The sequence below is a fragment of the Aestuariivirga litoralis genome (assembly GCF_003234965.1).
GTDB lineage: Bacteria > Pseudomonadota > Alphaproteobacteria > Rhizobiales > Aestuariivirgaceae > Aestuariivirga > Aestuariivirga litoralis.
This window is the reverse complement of record NZ_QKVK01000008.1, coordinates 117,520-134,861: the sequence shown is the minus strand read 5'-3', so window position 1 is coordinate 134,861 and position 17,342 is coordinate 117,520. Positions and strand designations below refer to the sequence as shown.

Annotated in this window: 4 protein-coding genes; all 4 read left to right on the top strand. The window is 58.1% G+C overall.

Annotated features, from left to right (window positions below):
* Positions 1-180: 180 nt before the first annotated feature.
* The 4 genes from DK847_RS16515 to DK847_RS16500 are packed head-to-tail and all read left to right on the top strand — an operon-like array spanning position 181 to position 16,683.
* Positions 181-3,165: a DEAD/DEAH box helicase gene (locus DK847_RS16515; RefSeq protein WP_204508363.1), complete on the top strand. Its 2,985-nt coding sequence runs from the start codon at positions 181-183 to the stop codon at positions 3,163-3,165.
* Positions 3,162-8,231 (top strand): Eco57I restriction-modification methylase domain-containing protein, encoded by a 5,070-nt coding sequence (locus DK847_RS16510; RefSeq protein WP_111199631.1) that lies wholly within the window; start codon positions 3,162-3,164, stop codon positions 8,229-8,231. The genes DK847_RS16515 and DK847_RS16510 overlap by 4 nt, the downstream gene beginning before the upstream one ends.
* Before the next feature lie 20 nt (positions 8,232-8,251).
* Positions 8,252-14,617: a DEAD/DEAH box helicase gene (locus tag DK847_RS16505; RefSeq protein WP_111199630.1), complete on the top strand. Its 6,366-nt coding sequence runs from the start codon at positions 8,252-8,254 to the stop codon at positions 14,615-14,617.
* Positions 14,611-16,683, top strand: coding sequence for a UvrD-helicase domain-containing protein (locus tag DK847_RS16500; protein WP_111199629.1), 2,073 nt, complete (start codon positions 14,611-14,613; stop codon positions 16,681-16,683). The genes DK847_RS16505 and DK847_RS16500 overlap by 7 nt, the downstream gene beginning before the upstream one ends.
* Positions 16,684-17,342: the final 659 nt, after the last annotated feature.

Below are 17,342 nucleotides of genomic sequence, written 5' to 3'. Positions count from 1 at the left end.
TCTCAGCTGCTGCGACGACGCCTGCCGAGTCGGGTGACGACTACATCTGCGACGGCTCTAACCGTACCAAAATCTTAGTGATTCTCCAGACGCCACTGGCGTCATTCAGGATAATATACTGTTGACCGTATTCGCTCAAAAGACGATGATTTGGTCAAAACTGCTGCTGAGATCAGCCCCTTGGCAGTCGCCGCAGCGTTAGAGGTTGGGCTGAAGATGCTTTCGTCTATAGCACCCGGGTCGCGCGTTGAAGTTCGAAACGAGGAATGGCTCGTAAAGCGCGTTGATACATCGGCTGACGGCGGCTTTGTTTTGAGCTGTGAGGGTGTTTCAGATCTTGTGCAGGGAAGATCTGCCCTTTTTCTCACCAAGCTCGAAGACAACATTGCGATTCTCGACCCCGCCCGGACCGAGTTGGTGGCGGACGAGAGCAATTCCTTCGATGCCGCAATGCTCTTCCTCGAAAGCACATTGCGGCGCTGCCTGCCGAATGACGACAAGCTGAGGCTCGGCCATCTCGCGGTGATGAACCTTGTTCCCTATCAGCTCGATCCTGCCATTCAGGGACTGCGTCAACCGCGCACACGGCTTCTGATCGCCGATGCGGTGGGCCTTGGCAAAACCCTTGAAGCAGCAATCCTCACAACTGAACTCATTCAGCGTGGTCGGGGCAAACGCATTCTGGTAGTCACACAGAAAGCCATGCTGACCCAGTTCCAGAAAGAATGGTGGTGCCGGTTTTCAATCCCGCTTGTCAGGCTGGATTCCCAGGGAATCGCGAGAGTCAGAAACCGCATTCCAGCAAACCACAATCCTTTCAACTATTTTGATCGCACGATCATCTCTGTCGATACCCTGAAGAGCAATCTCGAATACCGGAATTATCTTGAGAACGCCTGGTGGGACATCATCGTAATTGATGAATGCCACAACGTGGCCGCACGCGCCGGCGAAGAGGGCCTGGCAAGACGCGCCCGGCTAGCCCGCCAGCTCTCTACTCGATCTGATACTCTGATCCTGCTTTCAGCGACCCCGCATGATGGGTCGGCGCGCAGCTTTGCCTCGCTCATGACCTTGCTCGATCCTACGTCGATCTCGGACCCGGATGACTACACTCGGGATGACTACAGCGGAAAAGGGCTCGTGATCCGACGGTTCAAGAAGGACATCAAGGACCAGGTTGCCGATGATTTCCAGGAGCGGTCGGTTCTGCGCCTGCGCCAGCAGGCGAGCGCCTCGGAAGAACGCGCCTACGAGGCCTTGTTGAACATCCGCTTCACCCAGTCCGGCCGCTATCAGGCGGGAAAGAATCAGGAGCTGCAGCGTGTCGGCTTGCAGAAGGGCTTGTTTTCCAGCCCGGCAGCCGCTCGCAAATCCACCGAGAACCGCATCAAATTGCTCGCCAGCAAGGAACAGACAAGTGATGCGGAGCGGGAGGAGATTCGCGGCCTGGAGGACTTCCAGGCGTGTCTCGACGCCCTGCTTGCCGAGCCAGATGCGGCAAGCTTCAGCAAGTACCAGCGTCTCCTGGGCCAGCTCCGCGATCCGGCCTTTGGCTGGTCGGCAGGAAACACCGCGGATCGCCTGGTGATCTTTTCCGAGCGGATCGAAACGCTGAACTGGCTCCTGGAGCACCTCCGCCAGGACCTGGGCCTCCACTCAAACCAGATCGCCGTGCTGCATGGGGCCATGAGCGATACCGAGCAGCAGGATCTGGTTGAACGCTTTGGCAGAAGCGATGACACGATCCGCATCCTGCTATGCTCTGATGTCGCCAGCGAAGGGTTGAACCTCCACTATTTCTGCCACCGACTGGTCCATTTCGACTTGCCGTGGTCACTCATGGTGTTCCAGCAGCGCAATGGACGTGTAGACCGCTACGGACAGAAGCATCAGCCACAGATCATCTATCTTTTCACCGAAGCGGCCAGTGAGAAGATACGCGGCGACCTGCGCATCCTCGAGATCCTCGAGAAGAAAGACGAGCAGGCCGTAAAGAACCTCGGCGATCCTTCCATTTTCCTCGGTGTCCACTCTGCGGAAAAGGAGAGCGAAAAGGTCAGCGACATCATGGCCGCTGGCAAATCGGCAGAGGAATTCGAAACGATTCTCGACAAGACGGCCCAGGCCAAGGAAGACGACGAAGGCGAGTTTCTGCTGCGCCTCTTTGCTGCTGAACCCGAGACTGAAGACGCCGGACGTTCAGCGGGCGAACGCAGCATGCAGCAGATCGAAGCGCCCCCCAGCCTTTTTGAAAGCGATTTTGCCTATGCCAAGGCTGCCCTGGAGCAACTCAGCCAGGGACAGAAGCACCGGTTCTGGTCTCACTCGGGCGGCCAGGTGATCTCGCTGACCCCGCCACCGGATCTCGAAGAACGTCTCAAGCAGCTGCCGCGGGAAGCGCAGGTTCACGACGGGCAGTATCACCTCAGCGCGGACAAGGATGCGGTGGCGCGCGCCATCGAAGAGGCAAGACAGGCTAAGTCCGAAGAGGAAAGTTGGCCGGCATTGCAATACTTGTGGCCCCAACACCCCATCATGGAGTGGCTGGGCGACCGGGTATTGACGCATTTCGGCCGGCACCGTGCGCCCCTCATCCAAAGCCCGAACATCGCACCGGATGAGCAGGCATTCGTACTGATGAGCCTCATTCCCAACCGCAAGGGGCAACCCTTGCTCGTGGACTGGCAGGCAGCCACCCGGCGTGGCGCGGGGGTCTTTGCGCTCGAGCCCTTTGCGGAGTTCATCCGCCGGGCGGGGCTGAGGGCTGGCGCACTTCCGAATCGCGGGCCGGGCGGGACTGGACCTGTCATCACCAGCCTGCAGCAGGCGCTGTCCGGAGCCATCCGCCTGATGGACCAGCACATGGCTGACCTATGCCGGAGCTTCTCCGCCGATCTGAGTGCCCGCCTCGCCAACACTCTGGCGGAGCTGAAGGCGATGCAGGAACGGCAGATCCACCAGCTCGAACTCGATCTCGAAAAGCAGCTGGAAACGGTGCGCGCCAGCCGCCGAAGCCGCCGTAGCCGCGAGATCAACAAGGTCTTCGACGATTACCGCGGCTGGGTGGAGGACACCCTGACTGCGGAGCCTAAGCCCTGGATTCAGGTCATGCTTGCAGTCTGCCATCCCGATCAGATCGTCCGTGCCGGAGCTTCATCATGATTGACGCCGTGCAGACCTTCCCCGGCATCGAGAATGTCAACGAGTTCTACAGCCACCATTATCTGACAGAAGTGTTCAAGGGGGACATCCGCGCCCGTCTGGATCTATGGGAAGAGGAAGAGAAGGCCCACCCCGGCGATGCGGCCCACCGCGCGCCACACAACCGCCTGCGGGGACTTGCACAAGGCTGGTTCAGGATGCGCGAGCGGTTGGCCAGCGGCGATCAGGATGCCCGGTCGCTGTGGGATGGCTTCACCCGGCTCCAGGTCGACCTGCTCGGTGCGCTGGGCTATGAGGCCCCGACCGGCCTGCCTCGGCTCATAGAGATAGCGGCCGGCATGCCGCTGCCGGTCTGGCACGCGCAGCTGCCGGGCCTTGCCGTCTTTCCGGCCTTTGAGCCTGGGGTGAAGGAAGACGCGCTGCTCGACCAGAAGCTTCATCCCCTGCTTTATGGCGAGAGCGGAGTGCCGAAGAACCTCAGGGACCAGAGCTGGGCCGATCTTCTGACGGATGCCGTATTCGGCAGCGAAGCGCCGCCGCGCTATGTGCTGCTGGCAGGGCTTGACGAGTGGCTGCTGATAGACCGCTACAAATGGCCGAGCAGCCGCGCACTGCGGTTCGACTGGAAGGAAATCCTCGATCGCAAGGATCCCGATACTTTGAAGGCATGCGCGGCGCTGCTGCACCGCGAGAGCCTGGCGCCTGCAAAAGGCGCAAGCCTTCTCGAAAGCCTCGACGAGAACGCCCACAAGCATGCCTATGGCGTCAGCGAAGACCTGAAATACGCGCTCCGCGAAGCCATCGAAATTCTGGGCAACGAAGCGGCCTTGCAGCTGCGCGATCGGGCGGCAGCGGCCAAGAAGGGCTTCTACAGCGGCAAGGACCAGCTGGAAGCATCAGATCTGAGCCTCGAGTGCCTACGCCTCGTCTACCGCCTGCTCTTCATGTTCTATATCGAGGCACGGCCGGAGCTCGGCTACGTGCCGATCGGCAAGAGCGAGATCTATCTGAAGGGCTACAGCCTGCAGAGCCTGCGCGAGCTGGAGATGCAGCCGCTCCTCACCCAGCAGGCACGCAATGGCTCCTATTTCGATGCCACGTTGCGCCAGCTGTTCCGGCTCGTGGCGCAGGGCTGTGGGCTGGGTGAGCCCGTGCAGCATGAGCTTGGCAAGCATTCAAGTGCTCGTGAGACCTTCGCGCTGGCACCGCTCGACAGCCGCCTGTTCGACGACTCCGCACTGCCGCTACTCCGCAAGGTCGTGTTCCCCAACCATGTCTGGCAGCGCGTCATTCGGCTGCTGTCGCTCACACGGGGTAAGGGCAAGGGAGGGCGCAGCGGGAGGGTGAGCTATCAGCTTCTTTCGATCAACCAGCTTGGGGCCGTCTATGAAGCGCTTCTAAGCTACCGTGGATTCTTTGCTGCCGAGACCCTGTATGAGGTCAAGCCCTCGAAGGAAAGCGCTAAGGCAACCGCCGCAGTGGGCGATGAGGAGGAAGGTGAGGAGTCCGGTTCCGATGACGAGGCCGAAGAAGGCGAGGGCGATTCCTTCCACAGCAAAAAAGGGCATGCAGGACAGGAGGACGGCGACAAGCTTGCAAACGCATGGTTCGTGACTGCCAGCCGCCTCCCCGAATACACCGAGGATGAGCGCGTCCACGATTACGACGAGAACGGCTACAAGAAACTGCGCAGCCACCCCAAGGACAGCTTCATCTACCGCCTGGCCGGGCGGGACCGCGAAAAGAGTGCCAGCTATTACACCCCGCAGGTACTCACCCAGTGCCTGGTGAAATATGCGCTGAAGGAGCTTCTCGCCAGCGAGCGGGTGACCTGCGCCGATGACATTCTCAGCCTCACCGTCTGCGAACCGGCAATGGGAAGTGCCGCGTTCCTCAACGAGGCCGTCAACCAGCTGGCGGAGGCCTATCTCATCCGGAAGCAGGAGGAGCTCGGCCGCCGCATTCCACACGATGACTATGCGCAGGAGCTGCAGAAGGTCCGCATGGTGCTGGCCGACCGCAATGTGTTCGGCGTCGACCTCAACCCCGTGGCGGTGGAACTGGCGGAAGTCTCGCTCTGGCTCAACGCCATCTATGGCGAGACGGATGAGAAGGGCCGCCCCCTTCCCGCCCGCGTCCCGTGGTTCGGCTATCAGCTCTTTCCCGGCAACAGCCTCATCGGCGCGCGGGAACAGGCCTATGCCATCGGCAGCCTGGGCAAGCGCGCCGAACCAAAGTGGCACGAGACGGCACCGCGCGACGTCACTCGTGACGCGCCGCGCAGGGCCGATGAAATCTGGCACTTCCTGCTGCCCGATCCCGGCATGTCTGACTATACGGACAAGAATGCCAAGGCGCTCTACCCGCAGGATTTCGTGCGGCTGAAGGAGTGGCGCAAGACCTTCTGTGCACCGCTCGAGCCGCATGAGACAGATCGGCTGTTGCAGCTCAGCGCCAAGGTAGAGGAACTGTGGGACGAGCACACCAGGGCCGTGGCGCGAGACCGGGAGCGCACGGAAGACCCGGTGGATGTGTGGCCGCACACCACGAAGCCCGCAGGCACCATCACCCCACGTGCGGAGAAGGATGCAATCCGGAAGAAGGGCCTCTTCAACGAGGATGGCGATCTCGCCACGCCCTTCCGGCGGCTGAAGCTGGTGATGGACTACTGGTGTGCGCTGTGGTTCTGGCCCATCACGCGCAGCAGCGAGTTGCCCAGCCGTGAGATGTGGTTGATGGAACTGGGTGCCATCCTCGAAGGCAATGTGATGGACATCTCGCCGGAACCCGGCTTCGTGTTCGATGCGCCCCAGCCTGCCCCACCCCGCAAGCAGGAGTTCGCGCCGAAGGCGCAGCCGAGCTTCGACGGGTTTGACCCGCAACCCGGCCTGACCATCACAGAAGAAGCGTCGAAGCTGCATGACCGGCTGGGCCAGCTGCGCATCAGCAAGCTGCGTGATGTGTTCCCGCGCATAGTCCTCGTCGAGGAAATCGCCGCCAGTCGCCGCTTCATGCACTGGCCCTTATTCTTTACCGACATCCTCCGCCAGCGCGGCGGCTTCGACCTCATTCTCGGAAATCCACCCTGGCTGAGGGTGGAGTGGAAGGAGGCTGGAATACTTGGCGAATACAATCCACTCTTCGCCATCCGCAAATTCAGCGCCACTGAACTCACAAAGCGCCGGTCGGCAGCATTCAGTCTGTTTCCTGGGCTGAAGCAAGCATGGACGGAAGAGTTAGAGGAGGCGCAGGGCACGCAGTCGTTTCTTGGATCAATCCAAAACTACTCAATCATGGACGGTTCGGCAGCGAATCTCTATAAATGCTTTTTGCCAAAGAGCTGGGGGCTTGCCCAAACCAATGGTGTAGTTGCCATATTGTGTCCCTTCGGCCCATTTGAAGATACTAACGGAACTATGCTTCGGCGAGAGCTATACCATCGTCTCCGATCTGCTTTTCTATTTCAGAACGAGATGAAACTTTTTCCTATCGGAAATACTCGTCGCTATTGCATCAATATCCTCTCCAAGCGACAAACACCTTGTTTTGATTTTATTGCCAATCTGTTTCATCCGAAGACCATTGACGATTGTTACGTGACAACTGTTGGTGACCCCACTGGAGGCCTTAAAGATCAGAATGGATCATGGAACCTGTCAGGACACAGCAGTCGAGTTATCAAGGTAGATCGAAACATTTTAACTCTCTTCCGCGATGTATATGATCCGGAAGCTGATCCGCTCGATACACGGATATTACCTGTGTTCAGCTCAAATATCGTCAATACACTCACAAAAATCGAGCTCTACAAAAACAAGCTAAAGACACTTCAAATTCCCTACCTGAGCACGCAGATGTTTGGTGAAACAGCTTCTGAAGATGCCCGATTGATAGAAAGGCAAGCCGGGGGATTAACCGAATTTCCATCAAAGGCGGATCATCTAGTTCTCTGTGGGCCACAAGTAAATGTTGCAAACGCTTTTTCGCAAACTCCAATGCGCGTTTGCAAGACACATAGAGCGTTTCTGCCGGTTGATCTGAGCGAAAGTACCGAGAGCTATCTGCCGCGGTCGAAGTTCAGAGCGAATCGCGTCAACCCCGCTTTTGATGCAAAGATTCCGTCCGCGCCATGGGGGACGGGTTCCCGGATGGATCAGTTTTTCAGGATATGCTTTAGGCGAAGACTTTCGATATCAGGAGAGAGAACGCTCACCGCAGCAATTCTACCCCAATACGTCGTGCACATAGACACGGTATTAAGTCTTGGCATCGAAGAGCCTGGGGTCATTGCGGCGATTGCTGGGTCCATGGCTTCGATTATTTCGGATTTTATGATAAAGGCTACTGGGTATTCGGATTTAGCTGAATCGACGCTCGAGCGACTACCTATTGTCGAAGTTACGCAACTTGCTGCACGCGCCCTCGTTCTCAACTGCCTCACCACCCACTATGCCCCTCTGTGGGAAGAAGTCTTCGACCTCACATTCACCGACCAGACTTGGAGCCAGCCTGACAATCCGCGTCTATCGGGGGACTTCTGGCAGAACCTCACAAGCACATGGACACGCGATTGCGCGCTGCGCAGCGACTATGCCCGACGAATGGCGCTGTTGGAGATCGATGTTTTGGTGGCGCAAGCGCTGGGCCTCACGCTCGATGAGCTGTTGTTGATCTACCGCGTCCAGTTCCCAGTGATGCAGCAATATGAGCGCGACACCTGGTATGACATGAGGGGCCGGATCGTCTTCACCATCAGCAAGGGCCTTGTGGGCGTGGGCCTTCCCCGCAAGGGTGGAAAGAAGACCCCGAAGACGCGCATCCAGACGCCTGACGGCAAGTCCCGCGAGGGCAATTTCGGCTGGGAAGACCTGTACAAGGAGGGCAAGTTCCTCGTGCCCGATGGCACCGTCGTCACGCAGTGGGTCAGCGATGATACGCAGCCCGGCGGCCCCCGCGTGGTGGAACGGCGCTATGTGGCGCCTTTCGTGCTCGCTAACCGCGAAGCCGATTATCGCCTCGCCTGGGCGCATTTCGAGTCACGTGCCTCCTCCGAAATCGCCGCCTGATCCCATGGGAACGTGACCACATGCTGCCCTCCCTCCTCGCGCGTGACATCCGCACCAGCCTGAAGCAGTTCCTGATGGCCGCCTATGAGCCGGGCGACCGCTTCTTCCAGGGGCTGATGACGCGTTTTGCCGAGGATGAGACCCAATGGCTCAAGGGACCCTATGTGCAGGTGGGCCTGCCCTTCGTGCCGGGCAAGGCCGGGCGCACGTTCTTTGCGGACTTCCAGACCCAGCACCCCGCCCATGATCATCAGGAAAAGGCGTGGGAGCGGCTTTCCTCCCGCCACAGGGCACTCAGCACGCTCATCGCCACCGGCACGGGCAGCGGCAAGACGGAATGCTTTCTCTATCCCGTGCTCGACCATGCGGCACGCGCCCGGGCAGGCGGCGAGAAGGGCATCAAGGCCCTCATCATCTATCCCATGAACGCCCTTGCAACCGACCAGGCGCGCCGTATCGCCGAGCTGGTCGACAGCATCCCTGCCTTCAAGCAGCTGCGCGTGGGCCTGTATGTGGGCGGATCCGTTGCCAACCCCGGCGAGGGCATGCTCATGGCGCCCACCCACGTGATCACCGACCGGGACACACTGCGCAAGAACCCGCCGGACATCCTGCTCACCAACTACAAGATGCTCGACTACCTCATGCTGCGCCCGAAAGACCGGCAGCTGTGGGAGTCTAACGGCCCCGAGACACTGCGCTACGTTGTGGTCGATGAGCTCCACACCTTTGACGGTGCCCAGGGAACCGATCTCGCACTTCTCTTGAGGCGCCTCCGCGCCCGTCTAAAGATTCCTGAGGACCATCTGATCTGCGCCGGCACCTCGGCTACGCTCGGTCACGGTAACGATACCACCGCACTGCGTGACTACGCCCGCCAGATCTTCAGCACTGCTTTCGACACGGATTCGGTTATCATGGAGAACCGACGGTCGGTCGCCTCCTTCCTCGACGAAGCGACCGTCGAATACATGTTCCTCTTCCAGCCTGCCCTAGTGCCAGTCCTGTCGCCCGATGCCTATGCCAGCCCCGAGGCAGCAGTGCAGGCATGGTATCCCCTTTTCTTCAATGGCGAGGCCGCGCCAGCGGACGTGAAGGACCGGGCGTGGCGACGCAGCCTCGGCGAGCGGCTGAAGCAGCACCAACTTTTCGTCAACCTGCTGAAGCTCTTGCGTAGCGGAGTAGTGCCCTATTCCGACCTCAAGCAGTCCTTCGCCCGCAGTATGCCCACGGCCACGCCGCAGGAGGTGGAGAAGGTGCTCGACGCCCTGCTCGTCCTCGTCGCATGGGCACTCCGCGAGAACAATCTGCCGCTCGTCACCTTGCGCATGCAGCTATGGGTCCGCGAGCTGAGGCGCATGGTCAGCAAGGTCGTCAGGAACTCTGCCGAGCTGCGGCTGGTACCCGAGCGCGATCTTCCGGCCGACAGAGGCGGCGTCTATCTTCCGCTCCTTCAATGCAACCAGTGCCGCACGACGGGTTGGCTCTCGCGCCGACCCCCGGCACATCCGAAACTTTCTTCCGAACTCGACAAGATCTACGAAGCCTGGTTCCGCCAGGATCCGGAAGCCGTGCGCATCTATGCCCTCGAAAGCGAGACTGGGGACCACGCTGACGGCATCCGCAAGCAGCTCTGCACGTCCTGCGGGACGTTGCAAAACGGGGCCGACATCTGCGGCGGATGCGGCCAGCGCGAGCTGTTGGGTGTGTTCCTCGCCACTGGCTCAAGGCAAATTCAACGCCAAGGCGCCAACATCACCCGCCATGACGACACTTGTCCCAGCTGTGGTGCGCATGGGGCACTGATCCTGCTCGGCGCACGCAACGCCACGCTCGGCGCGCAGGTCATCGATGCCTCCTGGGCAAGCCTTTTCAATGACGACAAGAAGCTCATCGCGTTCTCCGATTCCGTTCAGGACGCCGCTCACCGGGCTGGCTTCTTCGGCGCGCGCACCTGGCAGAACAACGTCCGTACCGCATGGGTTCAAAGCCTCGATATGATGGGCGCTTCGGGAAAGAACTGGAGCAAGGTGCTGGAACTGGCCGAAGCGCAGTTCACCTCGGCCGGTTCCGTCCTGTGCATGCCGAAGGAAACACTCGTCGCCGAGTTCCTGGCACCCGACATGACCTGGCAGCGCGGCTGGAGCGAGCTCCGCACAAACGAGGCGCTGCCAGCCGGCTCGCGTCTGCCCGACAAGGTCAAGAAACGCCTGCTCTGGCAGCTGTTCTCCGACCTCACCTATCAGAGCCAGCGCGGCCGCTCCCTAGAACGTATCGGCAAGGCCGTGCTGACCGTTCCCTGGGAGCGCGTCGAACGCGTGACCGCGAACCTTCTGCCGGTGTTCGGCGAGCGCCTCGGTATACGGGAGTTGTCCGGCAAGCAGATCTCCCAGTGGCTCTGGGGTATGCTCACCCACATGCGGCAACGCGGCGGCGTCATGCATCCAATGTTGATCGAGTACGCCCAGGACGAGAACCACTTCAAATTGATAAGTCTCGGTGGGCGGGGCGAATGGATGCCCCGGATGGCCAAGGGTGGCCCTCGCCCTGTCTTTCTAAGCGCAACGAACCAAGGCCGTTTCGACAAGCTCCGTGGAACCGGCGCCGCCAGGAGTTGGTACGAGAAATGGGGCTTCGCGTGTTTTGAGTCCAAAGTGCTCCTCAACAACAGCCTGCTTGCGGATATGTACAGCATCGCCCTGAAGGCGCTGCAGGAAGATGGCGTCCTTGAACTATCTGGAACCAACCTTGGCCTATCCGGCGAAGCGCTGGTACTCCGCACCGATCTGGCCTTTGTCACCACACGCGGCAATACACGACGGCTGGCGGTGCCGCGAAACGAGGCGGAGCCTCTCTTGGGGATGCCGAGCCTGGAGGATCTGAGATCGCCCTATGTCGAGACGATCCCGGACGCGGCCGGCTGGTGGTCGGACAGGTTCAGTCGCGGAGATCTGAAGCGCGTTATCGCAGCCGAGCACACAGGCCTCCTGCCACGGCCCGAACGTGAGGCACTCGAAGCGCGCTTCAAGGCAAAGAAGCCACAGCCGTGGTACGAGAACCTCCTCTCGGCCACCCCTACTCTCGAGATGGGCGTGGACATCGGTGATCTGTCATCCGTCCTTCTGTGTTCCGTCCCGCCAAACCAGGCCAGCTTTCTGCAGCGTATCGGCCGAGCTGGCCGCCGCGACGGAAATGCAATGACGACAACACTGGCGGATGGCAATAGCCCTCATGACCTCTATTTTTTCGCCGAAACCGAAGAGATGATCGCAGGTCCGGTCGAAGCACTAGGCGTCTTTCTCAAGGCTGTGGAAGTGCTCCGTCGTCAGCTCTTTGCGTTCTGCATGGATGACTGGGTTGCCGGTCTGAAGAACCTGGCAGTCCTGCCGGACAAGACCTCGCCCGCGCTGGACGCAGTTGAACAGGTAAAGATAGATCGCTTCCCTTACGTCTTTCTCGATCACGTAGTCACAAATCAGGTTCGGTTATTCGACGGATTTGTCAGCCTCCTTGGGTCGGATGCGGACAAGGTCGTAATCGACCGCCTTCGAGACTTCATCGAAGGCCAAGGCGAGGATGACGGATTGAAAATCCGCCTGATGAAAACACTGCAGGACCTGGTCAGGGAACGAAAGGTCTGGCGTGAGCGTAAAGAAGAGGTTGATCGGCAACGCATCAAGGCAGAGCAAGGTCCGCAAGACCAAGCCACCCAGAACACCATCGCAGAGCTGATTAGCGAGAAGAATAAGATCCTTGAGCTGGTCAAGGAGATAAACACCCGCGACCTGCTCAACACACTGACAGATGCGGGTCTCATTCCGAATTATGCATTCCCCGAAGCCGGTATCGAACTCAAATCAGTGCTGTGGAGGCGAAAGGGTGACGATGACACGGGCCCGGGAAAATACGTGACGCTTGAGACGCTGAAGTATGAGCGACCGGCCAATTCCGCCTTGTCTGAATTCGCACCGGAAAACCGCTTCTACGCAAATCAGAGAAAAGTGGAGATCGACCAGATCAACATGTCTCTGACCAGCACAGAAGAATGGAGGTTCTGTCCGGCCTGCCAGCACGTACAAAACCTCAGCATCTCTGTCGATGAGTACGGCACCTGCCCTCGATGTAGCGATGCCCTCTGGGGTAACGTATCCCAGAAGCGCACCCTTCTACGCTTTCGCCAAGCGATAGCGAACAGCGACGATTCTCAAGTACGGATCGATGATGCAGCCGAGGAACGTGAGCCTGCCTTCTATACAAGGCAACTGCTTGCGAATTTCGAGCCGTCCACAGTGCGGGAGGCGTGGCAGCTTCCAGATGGTATGCCGCCATTTGGCTTCGAGTTTCTTGCTCGAGTAACATTCCGCGACATCAACTTTGGCGAGATATCCAATCCTGGCGACACGTTCAAGGTGGCGGACCGTGAAGCTCCTCGCCCGGGCTTTAAGCTCTGCCGCGATTGCGGCAAGGTGCAGTCGTCATATCATGCTGAAGAGCAGCATAGCCTAGACTGCCCACACCGAAGCAGAGACAATCCTGACGCCCTGATCGAATGCTTGTACCTGTACAGGGAATTCACCTCAGAAGCGTTGCGCATTCTCGTGCCCTTCACCAAGTACGGCGTGGACGAAAAGGTCATTCAGTCTTTTATGGCGGCCATCCAGTTGGGGCTGAAGCGCTGCTTCGGTGGAAAGGTGGACCACCTGCGCATGACCCTTCAGGATGAACCGGGGCAGGACAATGGCCCTCGCCGACAGTTCGTGTTGCTGTATGATTCAGTCCCTGGCGGCACAGGCTATCTGAATGAGTTGCTTGCCCATGAGGCGGATGCGCTCGACCGCGTTTTCAAGGAGTCACTGGCGGCACTAGATGCATGCAGTTGTAACAAGGATCCGGAAAAGGACGGATGTTATCGCTGCCTATACCAGTATCGCATTGGCCGCAGCCTCGATGAAGTCTCGCGCAGCATTGCCCAAGACGTTTTGCGAGAGCTCACTGGAGCTCTGCATGCAAAAGTGCGTGTAAAGACCATCTCGCAAATCTACATCAATCCCAACTTCGACTCTGTTTTGGAAGCGCGCTTTATTGAGTGTCTTCGCAAACTCAGCGGGATTGGCAAGCTGCCACCAATCACTTTGCTGCAGGACATCGTTTTCGGAAAATCCGGTTTTATTCTTCAAGTGGGGCCTAACCGTTATCGTGTAGAGCCTCAAAGAAATCTCGCCAGTAGTGATGGCATCACGGTGCCGAGCAAGCCCGACTTCATTATCTGGCCGTGGAGCGAGAGCTCGACCCGAAAACCCGTCGCGGTTTTTTGCGACGGATGGACTTACCATAAGTCAACTCTGCAGGAAGACGCCCGCAAGCGCAGCGCATTACTAGCAAGTTCCAGATACGTCGTATGGTCTATCACTCACGAAGACATCACAACCTCGATCGGTGGAGGCTTTGAGACCGACCTGCCTTCTACCGCAACAACGCTTAATCGTCATGATTCGCTAAAAGCTGCCACCTGGTTCAAGCCAAGTGAGGTCTACCCGCTGAGCCAAAATGCAGTTGCGCAGCTCCTCCATCATCTCGCCTCGCCTGAGAATGACGTCGTGGCTGAAGGCTCGCTTCGGCGCAATGCAGCATCGCTCGTCACGCGGCTGCTCCCGACGACACCGGAGGATCAAGAGGCAGCAAAAGCGCAGATGAACGCATGGAAGGCCTTGATCCCCGAGTGGCTCAAACATTCGGGCAAACATCACACGGCATTCTTATCTGTTGCAGAAGCACCTGTTACGGTAGTTGGGTGGTGGGCGCACACGTTACTCTCCGGTCCATCTGCTGCAACTCCGGTTCCTGGATTCGTTATACTTGATGAATCCTCAGGCGATGGCGAGCAGGGACTTCACCTCAGGTGGCGCCAATGGCTTCAAGCCTGCAATATCTTCCAGTTCCTCCCCGGGATGCTGATGGCCACCAAGCGGGGTCTCGTTGAGGGTGACTACGGCCTGTTTGAAGGTGCCGCCGAACTTGCATCACATCAGCAAAGTGAGATGGTTCCGCCCGGGTTGTGGCGCGATGCAGTACAATCCTGTGCACCCTTTCTCAAGCCGGCATTATTAAAACTTGAGAAGCACGCTGTGCGACCGCCGGAGGTTGGCATGGAGTTGGCGGGGCCGGACGGTACGATCGTCGCAGAGTGCGAAGCGGCATGGCCGGAGAAGAAGCTGGTACTGCTGAGGTCTGACCAGGATGATATGGCCAAGATTTGGTCCGACGAGGGTTGGATGGTCGTTCAGATGCAAGACGAAAATCAGACCGTGGACGGTACCCCCATTGAATTAGCACTCGCAAAAGCCCTAGGCGTTTCAGGCGCTGGCCAGAAGGATGCAACATGTTGAAGCCCAAGGTCGCTCTTTCGCAGGAATTCATTCTACAGCTTGGTGACCTGCCTCTATCTATCCAGGGCAAGGTCCTTAAGTGGGCTGTCAAATTCCAGGCAGACCCAAGGAATCCTGGTATCAACTACGAAAGCATAAAGGGAGCCAGAGACCGATCGCTTAAGTCTGTAAGGATCGACCAGGACTGGCGTGGGATTGTGTTCAAGCCAGATAATGGCGACCTTTATGTTCTGCTATATGTCGATCATCATGATGCGGCATATCGCTGGGCAGAGAACCGGAAGCTGACGGTCAACCCTGTAACGGGTGCAATGCAGCTAATAAACATTGAGTTAAGCACGCACGCAGTGCAGCCACCTTCAGCGGATCTTGACGCCAGTTGGAACGCTTCGGCTCCTCTATTCTCTGCAGTAACAGACCGTGAACTAATCAGCTTGGGACTGCCTGAGGAATTGATCGGGGTCGTTAGGACCATCTCGTCAGAAGATGACTTGGACAACATCCAAAAGGATCTACCGGTTGAGGCGTATGAGAGTTTGTTCTTGCTAGCCGCTGGCGACACTGTCAGCCAGATTCTCAGTGCCCGCGAGACACGTGTCGACCGCGAGGTGGATGTTCTCGATTTTGCCAAGGCACTCGAAACACCAGAATCGAAGTCGCGGTTTGTCGTGGTCAATACTGACGAGGCCATGGCTGCCATTCTCAATGCACCTCTAGCGCAGTGGCGGATCTTTCTTCATCCAACCCAGATCAAGTTTGCCTCGGGGGATCGCAGTGGACCGGTGCGTATTCTTGGGGGTGCAGGAACGGGAAAGACCGTTCTAGCCATGCATCGGGCAAAATGGCTCGCCGAGAATCGCTGTGCAGACGGTCAGCGGGTCCTATTCACAACGTTCACCCGAAATCTTGCTGCAGACATCGAGAGCAATTTGAAGAGTTTGTGTGATTCGCAGGTCATGGCGCGTATCGAGGTGAAAAACCTTGATGCATGGGTCCACGGATTTATGCGGGCACGAAAAATCGAGCATCGTATCGTCTACAACCGTCAGCAAGATGCAGCAAAGCAGGCGTGGGAGTCCGCCCTTGCCTCACGAAATACGACATTGGATCTTCCAGATGACTTCTATGAGCGTGAGCTAGAGCAAGTGATCCTCGCGCAAGGCATCACCAGCCTGGACGAATACCGCATGGCTCGCCGGGTCGGCAGATCCGGAACACTGAATCGGGCAAGTCGCGACGCTATTTGGCCAGTGTTCGAAGAGTACCGAGGGCAGCTCGCCTCTCGGCACCTCAAGGAGGTAGATGACGCCTACCGCGAAATCGCCGAAATGCTGACATCGGATCCAATTTCGCGGCCGCCGCTCTGCGCAATCGTGATAGACGAAACACAGGACTTTGGCCCCCAAGCACTCAAGCTTCTCCGGGCAATGATCGCGGCTGGAAGTAATGATTTGTTCTTCGTCGGTGACGGCCATCAACGAATATATAGTCGCAACCGGGCCTCGATGGGAAAATGCGGAATAGACATCCGCGGAAGAGCACGAAAGCTATATCTCAACTACAGAACGACAGACGAAATCCGCCGCCACGCTGTAGCATTGCTTGAGGGTTGTGAGATTGATGATCTGGACGATGGTCACGACGAAAATCGGCGCTATAAGTCCTTATCACACGGCCCAGCTCCGTCAGTGGCAAAGGCCGGCGATGTCCGGGAAGCAGCCGAGCAAATTAAGAAATTCCACGCAGAGTTTACTGCCGATGGACAGAGGGCCTCTTTCTGCACGATCGCTCCCAGCGAAAAGATCCGAGACGCTTTGGCAGCAGAGTTACAGCGCTCTGGGCTTCGCTGCATCACCATTGATGCACAATCTAACCACTCCGATGCCCAGAACGTAATTCACCTTGCGACAATGCACCGTGCCAAGGGATTGGAGTTCGATGCTGTGGCAATCGTGACCCCAGTGGATTATCTTGGGCCTCCAGACAAGACCATCAATCAGCGTAGATTGATGTATGTCTCTCTCACTCGCGCCAAACGAGCAGCCATGATTGTGGAGCTCGACTAACATGCTGCCATCTGGCGATCAGAACACTTTGCCGGTTCTGGAACGCCGCATGGATTACCTTGGCCTAGCCGCAGTCTGAGCGATGGCGACACGATTGCCACGCCCATAGTTACGATATGTCAGCTTCGCGGTTTCGTCGCCTGGGCCATTATCGACACATTGCCGACTTTCGCGTCGGCAGGTGTTAATGCGCAGCCGACATTATTTTTGGCGAAAGACGATTACCTCAAAGGCGTGGTTTGGTCAGGCGGCCCGAATGCCAGAGACTACGCGAAGGTTGGATGAGAGAGCCTCTCGCGCTCTGGATGGAAGATGCAAAGTACGGCGGTGAGCCCAAAAGAAAACTTCTGTCTTTCAATTACTTACCGCCGTCGTGCTCTTTCCGAGCAGTCAGGAGCTTTGGAGAATAGCAGGGAGAGAAGAAATTCGGCCTCACGGCCACTCCGGCAGTCAGGAGCTTTTTGCAAAGAAGCCCGCAATTACTGAGGGATTTTCAACGCTGGAATTTCGGCGAGAGAGCTTTGCCGAAGGGCTAAATGGCGCACCGAGAGGGAATCGAACCGATGTTACGGCTTCTCTTCCTTACAGATTTCCACTCGACTTCCTACCGAAAGGAAGCATTTGTTGTGCCACGACGCCTAGCTGATTGACTGACGGCG